We start from the raw sequence: 14,024 nt of genomic DNA on the forward strand, positions 1-14,024 counted from the left end.
GAGCTGCCCGGTAACTCAGGCCTACCCGCCGTTCGGAACAAGATAGAGCTGGCTCTGCGCTGAGGCTACCGCGAGGCGGGCAGCGTCGGCGGCCGGCGCTGCTACCACAACCAGAGGGCCCTCATCGGGGCCGGACCACGGCCCGGGGCCGCTGTCTGCCGCCGTAATCCAGAGCACCGGAACAGCTGAAGCCAGAACATCCAAAGGGCCCGCGCCGTCGAATCCTGTCTCCGAAGCCGCCACCACGTCTACAAGAACTCCGGGGGAGAGGAGCGCCGCGGCTGCTGGATCTGCCGGGCGCAGCGGAACAGCGGACGAGCCTTCGGCCGCTCCTGCGAGCATGCCGTCTCCTATCAGGAACGAGTCATTAATGACTGTGCCTTTGCGCAGCGGCACCGCCAGCTGCTGTCCTGCGGCCTGGCCTGGATCCGCGAACGCCCCGGCGGGGACCGCTCCGGGCGGAAGCTGCACCAGCCGCAGATCCCGGGAGGCAAGCACATGCCCTGAAGGCAGGTCTCCGGCGGCAGCCGCAACGGCAACCGTTCTGGGTTCCTGGGGAAGCAGGGACTGGACCGCCAGTCCGCATGCGGCAGCAGCCAGTACGCCGGCGAGCAGGCGGCGCCGCCGAACCAGGAACCGGTGGAATTTTCCCCGCCCAGGTTGCGGTCCGGACCGCCCGGTCTCCGGCTGCCGGGCTGCCCGGACACCGGAGCGGGCCGGTTTCCGGCGACGTGCACGGGAGGATGAACCGCGTCTGGATCTAATCAACATGCGCCCACGCTAGGCGCGCAGGCCGGAGAGACTCCGGCACAGCAGGGAAAAACGGGCATAAAAAAGGCGCCCCGGTTTCCTGTGGAGGAGGGGCGCCTTCGGATCAGGTCCGGGAACCGGATCCGATCATACGTCTGGCTAGCTTGCAGATGCCGCCGGAGCAGGCGAAGCGGCAGGTGTGGGAGCCGGTGCGGATTTGGCTGCAGACTCCTTTGCACCGGTGTCCTTGGAAGGTGCCGCCGGGACCGTCGAGGCGGCATCCCGCGAGTCGGTGCGGTAGAAACCGGAGCCCTTGAAGACCACGCCTACACTGTTGAACTTCTTGCGCAGGTTTCCGCCGCACTCCGGGCACACGGTCAGGCTGTCATCGGTGAAGGACTGCTGGATGTCGAACGCGTGGCCGCAATCCTTGCAGGCATATGCATACGTGGGCACTCTTACTCCTCCTGAAGGGCGAAAGGAAGGCCTCAGCAGTGCCGGCCCCCGCCTTGGGCGGCTGACTGGCACTCTGTGGCCTAGAGTGCTAAGTATACACCTCCCGGCCGTCTGAACGGGTATAGCCGGACGGGGTGAGGATGCCGTCCACGGGGACGTCCAGGGCATCGGCAGGCAGTCCGCCGGCCGGAACGAACTCGTGATCGTGAACCAGTGCCACTACGGGTGCCGTGCCGCCCCGGGCACGGAACGCGGTAAGGAACCTGTCGTAGTAGCCCCCGCCCTTGCCCATGCGAACGCCGTCGGACGCGGCTGCGAGGGCCGGTATCAGCAGCAGGTCGAGTCCCAGCACCCGGGTGAGGTCCAGGCGCGGACCAGCGGGTTCCGGTATTCCGGGGAACAGGCCCGGAACCAGCTCGGTGTCCGGTGTCCAGACGCACCATGAAAGCTGATGATCGGGTTCGCAGACGGGCACAACCACTGTGTGGCCGGCCAGCGTGATGGCCTGAAGGAGGTCCGTAGTGTCGGGCTCCTTTCCTGCTGAAAGGTAGCAGCTCACCAGTGAACCGGGTTTCAGCGGCTGCAGCAGGGGAGCAGCGGCGGCTCGGAGTCCCTGTGCCGTTGACACGGTTTCAGGCAGGTCCCGCCGGAGCTTCTTGAACCGGGAACGGACCTGTTCTTTCATTTCGGCGCTCATGGGCCCATTCTGCCTGTTTGGGCGGGGCATTTGGCGCGCCACGTGATCGTTTAGGTACTCTTACCGTCATGACCTCACGCCCAAAGATCACCAAAGCCGTAATTCCCGCCGCCGGTTTGGGGACGCGTTTCCTTCCTGCCACCAAGGCAATGCCGAAGGAAATGCTTCCGGTCGTGGACAAGCCGGCCATCCAGTACGTTGTCGAAGAAGCAGTCAACGCGGGCATGCCGGACATCCTGATGATCACCGGCCGTAACAAGCGCTCCCTCGAAGACCACTTCGACCGGGTTCCCTTCATCGAGCAGACGCTCAAGGACAAGGGCGACGACGAGAAGCTCGCGCTGGTCCGTGAGTCCTCCGAACTGGGGGAGATCCACTACCTGCGCCAGGGCGATCCCAAGGGCCTGGGCCATGCTGTCCTGCGCGCCAAACTGCACATCGGTGACGATCCCTTCGCCGTGCTGCTCGGTGATGACCTCATTGATGCGCGAGACCCGCTGCTTGAGACCATGGTGGAGGTCCAGGCAAAGACCGGCGGTTCCGTCGTTGCGCTGATCGAGGTTGAGCCTGACCAGATCAGTTCATACGGCTGCGCCGATATCTCCGTGATTGAGGGCGAGGACTACGTCCGCGTCAACAAGCTCGTGGAGAAGCCCGACGCCGCAGACGCGCCGTCGAACCTGGCCGTCATCGGCCGGTACGTGCTGCACCCCTCCGTCTTCGATGTCCTTGAAGAAACCGGCCCCGGCCGCGGCGGGGAAATCCAGCTGACCGACGCCCTGCAGACCCTTGCATCCGCTGAGGGCGAGGGCTCCGGCGTTTACGGCGTCGTCTTCCGCGGCCGCCGCTATGACACCGGTGACAAGCTCAGCTACCTCAAGGCCGTCGTCACCCTCGCATCCGAGCGCGAAGACCTTGGCCCGGATCTGCGTGCGTGGCTGAAGGATTTCAACAGCTCTATCGAAGACTAGCCCCGTGCTGGGGTCGGTCATCTGGCCGGTGACGCTGGAGAACGGCGACCTCATCCTCAGGCCAATCCGCTACCGGGACCGCACCGAATGGAACTCGGTGCGGTCCCGGAATGCGCAGTGGATCGGCCCGTGGGAAGCGACCAACCCGTTGCCGGGCACCGACCTGCCGACGTTCGCCGGCATGGTCCGCAGCCTCAACCAGCAGGCGCGGCAGGACACAGCCCTCCCATTTGTGATCACCGAACGCCAGGGCAGCCTGCGCACCCCGCCGCCGATCGTGGGACAGCTGACGGTGTCCTCGATCATCTGGGGATCAGCCCGGATGGCGACGCTGGGCTATTGGGTGGACCAGGCGCACGCGGGCCGGGGGATTGCACCCACGGCCGTGGCGATGGCCACCGACCACTGCTTCCGGGTGCTGGGTCTGCACCGAATGGAGATCAATATCCGTCCGGAGAACCGGCCAAGCCTCCGCGTAGTGCAAAAGCTGGGTTTCCGGGAAGAGGGACTGCGGAAGCGCTACCTGCACATCGCCGGTTCCTGGGCAGACCATCTCAGCTTCGCAATCACCGCCGAAGAAGTACCCGAAGGGCTGCTGGCACGGCTGGCATCAACGCGCTGACTTCGGGTTTTGGGTCAACAGGTTTTTCCGAAGTGACTCGACACACCCCCGGTAATGCCGGAGGAGATGACTGTTTTCTTCTACGGTCATAGATGTGGACTTCCCTCTTAACAGCTCCCTGGTCCTGGCAGCCGCCGTCGGGCTCTGGCTGCTGTGGGTCGCCCCTCAGTACCTGCATGGAAAACAGGTGCCGGCCCCCTCCCAGGGGCGTGCCGGCACCGCAGTCCGCGCAGCCAGCAGTGCCGTCACCGAACCGGACCCAAGCTCTCAGGGGAAGACCATGCACAACACCAGCACTGGCGTTCAGCACACGCCGCTCCCGCAGGGAGGCTCCGGGCACGGATCCGGATCGCCGGCGGGCCAGGCTACCCCGGCAAACGCTTCCCGGCCGCTGCAGGTGCGCTATGGCCGGCTGACGCTGGCCGTCCTCGGACTGCTCTTTATCCTGACTTTCCTCGCCGGAGGAACCGTTGCACTGTTCGGACCCCTTTCCGGCTGGATTCCCGCCGGTGCCGCGCTGGGCACCGTTGCAGTTTTCGCCTCGCTGCGAAGCCTCGCTGTCCGTGACCTGCGTGCACGCCGTGCGCGGCAGGCAGCAGCAGCGGCCGGCAGGAAGGACTCGGTGCCTCCTGCTGCTCCTGCGCCCCACAATCCACGCGCAGACAAGGTGTTCGACGCCGTTGGCGAAGACGCTGCCCGAAAGGCTGCATCCCCTGCAGCAGCAGAGCCGACCCGCCCTGAGGCACCGCAGCCCAAGCCTGTGCCCCGCCTGACCGCGCAGGAACTGCGCGCAGCGGCCCTGGCCGAAGCTGCAAAGAGTGCGGAAGCATCGTCCTGGCAGCCGGTCGCAGTGCCGAAGCCGACGTATGTCGATGCGCCCGTGGCGCAGCGCCCGGCGCCTGCGCCGCTGGCCGCGCCTGCCTCACCCAGGCCTGTCCTGAAGACTCCCATCCGTCCCGTGGCCACTCCCGCGGCCGGAAGCACGGCCATTGAACCGCGGCCCGCCACCGGGATCCTCAACCTGGACGACGTTCTCCAGCGACGGCGCGCCTAACCGAAGGCGTGGTTCCTCCTCCCCGCAGCCGGTCCGGAGCCGGCCGCAGCGGGGCCCAGCGCGGCAGGCTCCGGTCCGCTGAGGACCGGGGACTGCTTGAGAGCCGGGCCATGGCAGTCCCGCTCGCGGAACTGCTGACCGCCGGTGGACTGGTTCTGCATTCGTTCAACCATGAGCGCACCTTCGACCGTCCCGGCGCCGGAGTCACCGTTCTCTTCCGGATCCAGGCGGTGGACCAGGACGGCGCGGAGATAACCGTCTACGCCGGTGCCACGACCTCGCCCGCGGCAGCCCGGGGCCCTGCCCTGCGCACCTCCCTTTCAGGAACGCAGCTGTTCCTCTGGCTGCACCCCCGTGATCCGCTTCTTCCGGACCTGGCCTGGGCCCTGTCTCCCGAGGATCTGGCCCGCGATGTGTTCGCACCCGGCACCAGCCCCGCAGGCGTCGGCGTGCGGGTCACCGGTTACCGGCCGCTGCGCCGCGCCGTGGTGCACGCTTCCTCAGGTCTCGACGGTGTGTACCTAAAAGTGGTCCTGCCCGGCCAAGCTGAGGAACTGCGCCACAGGCACCGGCTCCTCGCGGCAGCCGCAGTACCCGCGGCCGCGCTTCGTCCGGGACCTGCCCACCGCAGTGCCGTCGTGCTTGAACAGCTAACGGGTACCCCCCTTCTGCGAGGACTGGCAGCCGGCTCGCACGGACTTTCCGCAGGGGACCTGACCGGTTTGCTGGATGAACTGCCCGCAGCTGCCCTGGACCTCCGGCGCCGGCCTGCCTGGGCGGAGCGTTCGCGTGCCTACGGCCAGGCGGCCGCAGCCCTCCTGCCTGGCCAGCGCATGCGGGTTCAGGCCCTTGCAGCAGGGGTGGAGTCGCTGGTTGCTGAACTGGACCCGGGACCCGTTGTTCCTGTCCATGGGGACTTCTATGAAGGAAACCTCCTGGCCGCGGCGGGACGGATCACCGGGGTGCTGGATGTTGACGGGCTGGGTCCCGGGCACCGGGTGGACGACCTCGCGTGTTTCATCGGACATCTGGCGGTATTGGCCAGGCTCTCGCCTGACTCAGCCCTGCCCGGCGAACTCGCAGCGTTCCAGGCCGGGTTCGAATCCGCGGCAGCAGCTGCCGGCAGTTCCCCGGCGGCACTGAACGCACGGGCTGCCGGAGTTGCCCTCAGCCTGGTCCCCGGCGCCCGCGCCGGGAGGCTGGACCGGGAGTCCAATGCCCTGGCCCGGCTGGAAGCGGCTGAGCACCTGCTGGAGCAGGCACAGGGCCGCGCCGCCTGATTGCGGTGCGGCGGCGGGCAAAAACCGTCGCAATATCCGGTCCGCCGTCCCGCCTGCGTAGGCTAAAGGAATGCAATCAAGCACCAGCGCACCACATCCGGACCCGTTCACTGCCATCGGTCTGGACATAGGCGGCAGCAAGACCCACGGCATACGCCTCGAGGGGCAGACCGTCGCAGCGGAGGCGGTCACGGGCAGCGCGAACGTGCAGAACGTCACCACGGAGCAGGCACGCCACAATCTTGCGGAGATCTTCGCAGCCCTGGGCACCGACGGCGTCTCGCGGGTTGTTGCCGGCTCCGGGGGAGTGGACACTGCCCAGGACGCTGCAGCGCTGCAATCGCTGATCCTTGAACACGTGCCCACAGCTGAAGTAACCGTTGTGCATGACACCCGGCTGATCCTTGCGGCCGGCGAAGCGCCCTCCGGCATCGGCCTGATCGCCGGTACCGGTTCGGTGGCCTGGGGGATGGACCAGACAGGGGCCCAGGCCCGTTCCGGCGGATGGGGCTACCTGCTGGGTGATGAGGGAAGCGCCTACTGGATCGGCCGTGAAGCAGTCCGCCACGCGCTGCGGCTGCATGACACGGGCCAGCAGCCGGACCGGCTTTCAGCGGAGCTGCTGCTCGCCGTCGGCATTGAGTCCCCCGACGCGCTGATCGCACGTTTCCACGGCGGAACCGGCCGCCGGTACTGGGCCTCGATGGCGAGGGTAGTGTTCGACGCCGCGCAGGAAGGGCACGCACCCAGCCGCAGCATCATTGCTACGGCGGCCCGCGACCTGGCTTCCCTGGTTGCCGACGTCGCGGCGCAGCTGGGCATCAGCGGCCCAGTGGTAGTCGGCGGCGGAATCGGGGTGCACCAGCCGCTGCTCCAGGAGCTGCTGACCGCCGGGCTGTCCGCCCGCGGCCTGGGAGACATCCGTTTCCTCACCCAGGACCCGGTCTTCGGCGTCCGCTACCTCCTGCAGGACTCCGCCGCATGAGCCGGGACTTTGACGTGCGTGTTGGCGCCTATGCCGTGGTGGTCAGGGACGGGAAAATCCTGCTCGCCCACTGGAACCAGCACGGCAACTCGGCCTGGACCCTGCCGGGCGGTGGACTCGAGTTTGGTGAGGATGCCCCCACCGCCGCCGTGCGGGAGGTGCAGGAGGAAACAGGTTTCCGCGTCGAACTGCAGGACCTGCTGGGAGTGGACAGCCACTTCGTGCCCCCTGAACGCCGGATGCGCGGAGAGGGACGGATGCTCCATGCACTGCGGGTGATCTACCGCGCCCGGGTCACGGGCGGCTCACTGGTCAACGAAGCGTCCGGAAGCACGGATGAAGCCGCTTGGTTCCCGCTGGATGACGTGGAGGGCCTTGAACGCGTGGGGCTGGTCGACGTGGCCCTCAAACTCCTCGCCGCTGCGCCCGGCAGCGGTCCTGCACCTATTCGCTAGCCGCGTAACCGGGCTTTCCGCTGGACTCGGGGGCACGGAAACACATAGCTTAAACCCACGGCTTGTAAGCATGCTGCCGTTTAATAGAGCGTATGCGAGCCTGTCGCACCCAACCACGGAGGCAGCCATGTCCATGCCGGAATCCTCAGCATCCCCTTCGGACACAGCCGAGCCCATGATCCGTTTCCGGGACGTCACCAAGTCCTATCCCGGCTCGGACTCCCCGGCCGTGGACAATCTGTCGATGGACATCGCCAAGGGAGCCATTACCGTTTTCGTGGGCCCCTCGGGCTGCGGAAAAACCACCTCCCTTCGGATGATCAACCGGATGGTTGAACCCACCTCCGGAACAATCCACGTGGACGGCATGGATGCTTCGAAGGTCGCTCCCTCGGCGCTGCGCCGTTCAATGGGCTACGTTATGCAGTCCTCCGGGCTCCTTCCACACCGCACGGTGCTGGACAACATCGCCACCGTCCCGCGTCTTAACGGGGTTCCGCGCCGTCAGGCGAGGGCCCGCGCTGCGGAACTGCTCGACGTCGTGGGCCTGGACCCGGGGATGGCCAAGCGTTACCCGGGACAGCTCTCCGGAGGGCAGCAGCAGCGGGTAGGTGTCGCCCGTGCACTCGCCGCTGACCCGCCCGTGCTGCTGATGGACGAGCCGTTCAGCGCCGTCGACCCCGTGGTGCGCAGCGAACTGCAGCAGGAACTGCTGCGCCTGCAGCGGGAACTTGCCAAGACGATCGTGTTTGTCACCCACGACATCGACGAGGCGACGGTACTCGGCGACAAGGTGGCCGTCTTCGCCGTTGGCGGCAGGCTTGCCCAGTTCGACACCCCCGAGGGCATCCTGCGTGCCCCCGTGGATGACTTCGTAGCGGGCTTCGTGGGCAGGGACCGCGGCTTCCGGCACCTGGGCTTCCAGCCCGGCAAGGAAGTACCCGTGTATCCGGTGCAGACACTGGACCCCGATCAGCTTGCGGACCGCAGCGTGCCGGTCCGGGATGGCTGGGCGCTGGCCGTCGACCATGGCAGCCGCCCGCTGGGCTGGGTGCCGGCGTCAAGCCGGGACTCCGTGACCTCCTCCGAACACGTGGTTCCGGGCGGGTCCCTCCACCGGCTCGGTGAGAGTCTGCGCAGTGCCCTGGACGCCGCACTTTCTTCGCCTTCCGGGCTGGGCGTCGTGGTGGACGCCGATGGCCGGGCTGCGGGAATCGTCCGTGCCGGTGAGATCTTCGAACTGATTGAAGCCGCCCGGCTGCGGCGCGGCAGGGCACTGCACGGTTCGGAGGTCTGAGCATGGACTGGTTCCTCTCCAACACGGAGATGATCTCCCGGCTGACCGCCCTGCACCTCTTCCAGGCTGTGGTTCCGCTGATCCTTGGCCTGCTGATCGCGCTGCCGCTGGCGCAGTTCGCCCGGCTGCACCGCCTCGCCGGAGGTGCCATCCTGGGAACATCGGCCATCCTCTACACGATTCCGTCGCTGGCACTGTTCGTCCTGCTGCCGGTAATTCTCGGGACAAAGGTCCTGGACATCACCAACGTGGTGGTTGCCCTGACGATCTACGCCGTGGCTCTCCTGGTCCGCTCCACCGTTGATGCCTTGAATTCAGTGGACGACGACGTCCGGCAGGCCGCCACGGCCATGGGCTACAAGCCGCTGCGCCGTTTCCTCGCCGTCGACCTTCCGCTTTCCCTGCCCGTGCTGTTCGCAGGACTGCGGGTGATCTCGGTGTCCAACATGTCCCTGGTGAGCGTGGGCGCGCTGCTGGGCATCGACAGCCTGGGCCGGCTGTTCATGGACGGTCTGTACCGGAACTTCCTCACCGAAATCGTGATCGGCATCGGCCTGATCCTCCTTCTGGCGCTTGTGCTGGACCTGGTGCTGGTCCTGGCGCAGAGGCTGCTTACTCCGTGGACACGTGCCGTGCGGAGCACCAAGCCAAAGCTGCCGCTGAACACGGTTGAAGCGCGGACGGCGGCACGCTGATGAATTACTCAAGCGACAACGTCCTGGTCCAGATGTTCGAATGGCTCATTGCGCCATCATCGTGGGAAGGCAGCCGGGGAATCTTCGCACGCATCCTGGAGCACCTTGGCTACACCGCGCTCGCAGTGGGCATCGCAGCCCTGATCGCTGTACCGCTGGGCCTGTACATCGGGCACACCGGCCGCGGCCGCGTCGTCGTCGTCTCCGGGGTCGGAATCCTGCGTGCCCTGCCCACGCTGGGTCTCGTATTCCTCTTTGTACTCCTCGCCGGGGTCGGCCTGATGCCGCCCATCTGGGCACTTGTGCTGCTGGCAATTCCGCCCCTGCTCGCGGGTGTCTACGCCGGAATATCGTCAGTGGACCGCACCGTCGTGGACGCGGCCAGGGCCATGGGGATGAGCGAAACACAGATCCTGTTCAAGGTTGAGCTGCCCAACGGCCTGAAGGTTGTCTTCGGGGGCGTGCGGGCTGCGGTGCTCCAGGTCCTGGCCACTGTTTCAGTGGTGGCCTTCATCTCGCTGGGCGGATTGGGTGTTTACCTGACCGAAGGGACACAGCTGCGCGACAATGGGCGGCTCTTCGGCGGCGCGCTGCTGATCGCGCTGCTGGCCCTTGCCGTTGATTTGGTGCTGGCGGCCGTCCAGCGCCTCGTACTTTCGCCGGGACTGCGCAGCAGCAGGTCCCGGAAACCGGCCACACACCGCAGCCGGCAGGTATCTCCTGCAGGCGTCCAAGGAGGAAGAACAGCATGAAAACAATTACGCGCCAGGGCAAAAGGAAGGCCCTTACCGGTGCCGCTGGCCTCGCCGCGGTCGCAATGCTCGCGGCCTGCGGGGCGAACTCGGATCCGCAGAGCGTGGAGTCATCGACGGCTCCCACCGGCGTGGAAGACTCCTCCACGGTGGTTGTGGGTTCCGCAGATTTCCCTGAATCCCAGATCATTGCGGAGATCTATGCCGGAGCGCTGAATGCCAAGGGCATCCAGGCAACCACCCAGCCCGGCATCGGCTCCCGCGAAATCTACTACCGGGCGCTGGAAGACGGCTCCGTGCAGATCATTCCGGACTACAGCGGCAACCTGCTGCTCTTCGCCGACACAGAGGCCACCGCCCAGTCGGCCGAGGAAATCATGGACGCCCTTCCGGCGGCCCTGGAAGAGGAGTCTCCGGACATGAACATTGCCGTCCTGGAGCCCGCCGAAGCTGAGAGCAAGGACGCGCTGGTTGTTACCCAGGCGACCGCGGAAAAGTATGGACTCACCTCGCTCGAGGATCTGGCGGAGGTGTGCGGCGAAATCACCATTGCTGCTCCCACCACGTTCCAGGAGCGGGCCTACGGGCTGCCCGGCCTGAAGGATAAGTACGGCTGTGAGCCGGCCGGTTTTGAAGCCATCAACGACGGCGGCGGCGAAGCCACGCTCCAGGCCCTGCTGACGGACAAGGTGCAGGCGGCGGACATCTACACGACCACCCCCTCCATTGAGGAGAACTCACTGGTGGTCCTGGAAGACCCGAAGAACAACTTCATTGCCCAGCAGGTGGTTCCCCTGGTGAACATGGATGCGGTCAACCAGGAAGCACAGGACGTGCTCAACAGTGTGTCTGCGATCCTGACAACCGAGGACCTCATCGCCCTCAACCAGGCAGTCTCCGGGGACCAGAAGCAGGATCCGCGGGATGCAGCCCGGGCATGGCTCGAGGAAAAGGGACTGGCCTAGTCCGCAACAGCCGCACTTCCCCTTAACGAGATAGCAGAAACTGCCCTTTTCGCTCGCGAAACGGGCAGTTTCTGCTATCTCGCGTCTTCAGTGGGGAGGGGATGAACCGGTTATGGCATTCTGTGTAGATGGCAGAATTCACCCAGTCTCAGAAGCTCCACAACGTCCTCTATGACATCCGCGGGCCGCTCCTTGAGCATGCCCAGCGCATGGAGGCGGCGGGGCAGCGGATCCTCAAGCTGAACATCGGCAACCCGGCGCCGTTCGGGTTTGAGGCACCTGAGGCGATTCTGGTGGACATGATCCGCCACCTGCCTACAGCCCAGGGTTACAGCGACTCCCGCGGCATCTTCTCCGCCCGGACCGCTGTTGTGCAGTACTACCAGAGCCGCGGCATCCACAACATTGATGTTGACGACGTCTACCTCGGCAACGGCGTCAGCGAACTAATCACCATGTCCCTGCAGGCGCTGCTGGACACCGGCGACGAGATCCTGGTGCCCACCCCTGACTACCCGCTCTGGACGGCATCGGTCTCGTTGGCGGGCGGCACAGCCGTCCACTACCTCTGCGACGAGGACAACCACTGGTGGCCCGATGTCGAGGACATGGAAGAGCGGATCACGCCCCGGACCAAGGGCATTGTGCTGATCAACCCCAACAACCCCACGGGCGCCGTGTACCCGGAGTATGTGCTCCGCCAGATCGTGGACCTGGCCCGGAAGCACGACCTGATCATCTTCGCCGACGAGATCTACGAAAAGATCCTGTACGACGGCGCCGTGCACATCAACGCTGCGACCCTCACCGGCGACGACGTTCTGTGCCTGACTTTCAGCGGCCTGTCCAAGGCCTACCGGATCGCCGGTTTCCGCAGCGGCTGGATGACGATCTCCGGTCCCAAGCGTGCCGCCGCGGACTACATCGAGGGCATCAACCTGCTCGCCAATATGCGCCTCTGCGCCAATGTTCCGGCCCAGCACGCCATCCAGACTGCGCTCGGCGGCTACCAGAGCATCAACGACCTGATCCTTCCCGGCGGCCGGTTGAAGGCGCAGCGCGACCTTGCCCACAAGATGCTCAATGACATCCCGGGTGTGAGCGTGGAGAACGCTGAAGGAGCCCTGTACCTCTTCCCCAAGCTGGACCCGGAGGCCTATCCGATCCAGTCCGATGAAATGTTCGCACTGGACCTGCTGAAGCAGCAGAAGATCCTGATCTCCCATGGCACGGCGTTCAACTGGATCCGGCCCGACCACTTCCGCATGGTGACGCTTCCGGCGCTGGAGGACATTGAAGACGCCATCTCGCGCCTCGCCGAGTTCCTCAGCACTTACAAGCCGTAGCGGGAGGCCGGGCAGCTACTCGGAGGTTTCACGGGCTGCGCGGGCAGCTTCCAGACGCTGCCGCGCGCCTTCCAGCCAGGACTCGCAGCGCGTCGCCAGCGCCTCGCCGCGCTCCCAAAGGGAGAGGGATTCCTCAAGGCTGGCGCCGCCCGCCTCCAGGCGGCTCACGACGGCCACCAGTTCATCCCTGGCTTGCTCGTAGCTCATCGCTTCAATGTCTGCAGGCAGTGCTGCTGCTTCGTTCATGGTGTTCTCCTTGGTTCTGGAAAGATCTGAAAAGTAGGGGAAGCGCTAGCGGTGCCCGGTGGCTACGGCGTCGAGCTGGCCCGCCGCGACCCGGATGCGCAGCTGCGCATCCGGGTCCACGGCGGCCGCATCGCGGACCACGGAACCGTCCGCCAGCTGCACGACGGCGTAGCCCCGGTCCAGGGTTTTCTGCGGTGAGAGGGAGCGGACCTGGGCACGCAGGTAGCTGATCCGGTCTGTGTCCCGCCGTACCTCTGAACGCATGGCCGAGAAAGCACGGTCCCTCAGCCTGCCGATGTCTTCGCTGCGGCTGGCAAACATTGTTTCGGGAGCCGAGAGGACCGGGCGGGTCCGGATGTGCGCCAGCCGGTCGGCTTCACGGCTGAGCATGAGTTCCATGATGCGCCGAAGCTGTGAGCGGGCCGTGCCGATCCGGGAGAGCTCCTCGCCGACGTCCGGCACAATCCGCTTAGCGGCATCCGTCGGTGTGGAGGCGCGGAGGTCGGCGACTTCGTCGAGGAGCGGCCGGTCGGCCTCATGGCCGATGGCGCTGACAACCGGTGTCTGTGCGGCTGATACCGCCCGGACAAGATCTTCGTGGCTGAAGGGCAGGAGGTCCTCCATGGACCCGCCGCCGCGTGCAATGACGATTACGTCAACTTCCGGCAGGGCATCCAGCTCGGACAGTGCCCGGGTCACTTCGGCGACCGCGTTCACGCCCTGCACTGCCACCTCGCGGACTTCGAACTGCACCGCGGGCCAGCGCAGCGACGCGTTCCGCATAACGTCCTTCATGGCATCGGAGTTGCGTCCGGTGATGAGTCCAATTCGGTTCGGCAGCAGCGGCAGCCGTTTCTTCCGGGAAGCCGCAAAGAGCCCTTCGGCAGCCAGCGCCTGCCGCAGCCGCTCAATCCGCGCCAGCAGGTCCCCGAGGCCGACGGGACGGATGTCCCGGGTCTGCATGGACAGCCGGCCGGTTTTGACCCAGAAGTCCGGCTTGATCAGGGCCACCACGCGGGCACCGCGCTCCAGCGGCAGTTCGAGCCGGTTCATGACCGTGCTCCAGACCGTCAGGGAAAGCGAAACTTCGGCGTCGACGTCGCGCAGCGTGATGAAGGATGCGTTGGAGCGGCGGTTTAGCTCAATGACCTGGCCTTCAACCCAGGCGGCCGGTGCGCGGTCAATGTACGCCTTCAGATTCTTGGACAGGAGGGCCAGGGGCCAGGGATTCTCAGGGGACGTCAGGGCTGCCGTGGGCGCAAGCGTATTCCCCGCATCTGCGTGGCCGGGTTCCTGCGCTTCTGCGTCATTCTGCATTCTCTGAAACTCCTGTTACTCCAGCGGCAGGCCGGTTCCTTGGCGGTGACGGTCCTAAGGCTATTGTCTATCAGGTGGCCCGGACACATTGCGTCCCGGTCCCCGGAGCCGTGGAAAACGGTTCCACTCATGAGTG

The 14,024-nt window shown here is 66.0% G+C and carries 16 protein-coding genes; 11 read left to right on the forward strand and 5 right to left on the reverse strand.

All coding sequences use genetic code 11. The features are described 5' to 3' along the window. Positions 1-21 precede the first annotated feature (21 nt). From FYJ28_RS04500 to FYJ28_RS04510, 3 genes are all read right to left on the reverse strand, one after another. The gene (locus FYJ28_RS04500; protein ID WP_154578407.1) at positions 22-771 is read right to left on the reverse strand and encodes an SAF domain-containing protein; all 750 of its coding nucleotides are present in this window, start codon (positions 769-771) and stop codon (positions 22-24) included. 138 nt (positions 772-909) lie between these two features. Further along, complete coding sequence (locus FYJ28_RS04505; protein ID WP_055239423.1) at positions 910-1,206, reverse strand: FmdB family zinc ribbon protein; 297 nt, start codon at positions 1,204-1,206, stop codon at positions 910-912. Between the two features lie 88 nt (positions 1,207-1,294). Continuing rightward, positions 1,295-1,903 (reverse strand): 5-formyltetrahydrofolate cyclo-ligase, encoded by a 609-nt coding sequence (locus tag FYJ28_RS04510; protein WP_195840594.1) that lies wholly within the window; start codon positions 1,901-1,903, stop codon positions 1,295-1,297. A gap of 68 nt (positions 1,904-1,971) precedes the next feature. Here FYJ28_RS04510 and galU point away from each other — a divergent pair, with 68 nt between their 5' ends. The 11 genes from galU to FYJ28_RS04565 all read left to right on the forward strand — a co-directional run bounded on the left by galU (position 1,972) and on the right by FYJ28_RS04565 (position 12,325). Then, on the forward strand, positions 1,972-2,874 hold the full coding sequence (galU, locus tag FYJ28_RS04515; RefSeq protein ID WP_055239425.1) for a UTP--glucose-1-phosphate uridylyltransferase GalU: 903 nt from the start codon (positions 1,972-1,974) through the stop codon (positions 2,872-2,874). 4 nt (positions 2,875-2,878) lie between these two features. Further along, positions 2,879-3,496 carry a GNAT family N-acetyltransferase gene (locus FYJ28_RS04520; protein WP_326831508.1) on the forward strand — a complete coding sequence of 206 codons (618 nt, stop codon included), beginning with the start codon at positions 2,879-2,881 and terminating at the stop codon, positions 3,494-3,496. Between the two features lie 94 nt (positions 3,497-3,590). After that, a complete protein-coding gene (locus FYJ28_RS04525; protein ID WP_229780218.1) occupies positions 3,591-4,550 on the forward strand; it encodes a hypothetical protein in 960 nt (319 codons plus the stop codon). A gap of 8 nt (positions 4,551-4,558) precedes the next feature. Further along, a complete protein-coding gene (locus FYJ28_RS04530; RefSeq protein ID WP_154578410.1) occupies positions 4,559-5,830 on the forward strand; it encodes a phosphotransferase in 1,272 nt (423 codons plus the stop codon). Between the two features lie 70 nt (positions 5,831-5,900). After that, a complete protein-coding gene (locus FYJ28_RS04535) occupies positions 5,901-6,815 on the forward strand; it encodes an N-acetylglucosamine kinase (RefSeq protein ID WP_055239429.1) in 915 nt (304 codons plus the stop codon). Next, positions 6,812-7,270 carry an NUDIX hydrolase gene (locus FYJ28_RS04540; RefSeq protein WP_055239430.1) on the forward strand — a complete coding sequence of 153 codons (459 nt, stop codon included), beginning with the start codon at positions 6,812-6,814 and terminating at the stop codon, positions 7,268-7,270. Before FYJ28_RS04535 ends, FYJ28_RS04540 begins: the two co-directional genes overlap by 4 nt. A gap of 127 nt (positions 7,271-7,397) precedes the next feature. Beyond that, the gene (locus tag FYJ28_RS04545) at positions 7,398-8,567 is read left to right on the forward strand and encodes an ABC transporter ATP-binding protein (RefSeq protein WP_414826573.1); all 1,170 of its coding nucleotides are present in this window, start codon (positions 7,398-7,400) and stop codon (positions 8,565-8,567) included. A gap of 2 nt (positions 8,568-8,569) precedes the next feature. Beyond that, a complete protein-coding gene (locus tag FYJ28_RS04550) occupies positions 8,570-9,262 on the forward strand; it encodes an ABC transporter permease (protein WP_055239431.1) in 693 nt (230 codons plus the stop codon). Then, the gene (locus FYJ28_RS04555; protein ID WP_229780220.1) at positions 9,262-10,014 is read left to right on the forward strand and encodes an ABC transporter permease; all 753 of its coding nucleotides are present in this window, start codon (positions 9,262-9,264) and stop codon (positions 10,012-10,014) included. The genes FYJ28_RS04550 and FYJ28_RS04555 overlap by 1 nt, the downstream gene beginning before the upstream one ends. Then, positions 10,011-10,979, forward strand: a complete 969-nt coding sequence (locus tag FYJ28_RS04560) for an ABC transporter substrate-binding protein (protein WP_055239432.1) — start codon at positions 10,011-10,013, stop codon at positions 10,977-10,979. The genes FYJ28_RS04555 and FYJ28_RS04560 overlap by 4 nt, the downstream gene beginning before the upstream one ends. A 128-nt stretch (positions 10,980-11,107) precedes the next feature. Next, positions 11,108-12,325: a pyridoxal phosphate-dependent aminotransferase gene (locus FYJ28_RS04565; protein WP_154578411.1), complete on the forward strand. Its 1,218-nt coding sequence runs from the start codon at positions 11,108-11,110 to the stop codon at positions 12,323-12,325. Between the two features lie 15 nt (positions 12,326-12,340). On the opposite strand, the gene FYJ28_RS04570 is transcribed toward FYJ28_RS04565, so the two are convergent. Both FYJ28_RS04570 and xseA read right to left on the reverse strand, forming a co-directional pair. After that, positions 12,341-12,571 carry an exodeoxyribonuclease VII small subunit gene (locus tag FYJ28_RS04570; protein ID WP_055239434.1) on the reverse strand — a complete coding sequence of 77 codons (231 nt, stop codon included), beginning with the start codon at positions 12,569-12,571 and terminating at the stop codon, positions 12,341-12,343. Between the two features lie 45 nt (positions 12,572-12,616). Then, on the reverse strand, positions 12,617-13,888 hold the full coding sequence (gene xseA, locus FYJ28_RS04575; protein ID WP_154578412.1) for an exodeoxyribonuclease VII large subunit: 1,272 nt from the start codon (positions 13,886-13,888) through the stop codon (positions 12,617-12,619). Positions 13,889-14,024 lie beyond the last annotated feature (136 nt).

This window comes from Arthrobacter sp. BL-252-APC-1A (assembly GCF_009696625.1).
Lineage (GTDB): Bacteria > Actinomycetota > Actinomycetes > Actinomycetales > Micrococcaceae > Arthrobacter_B.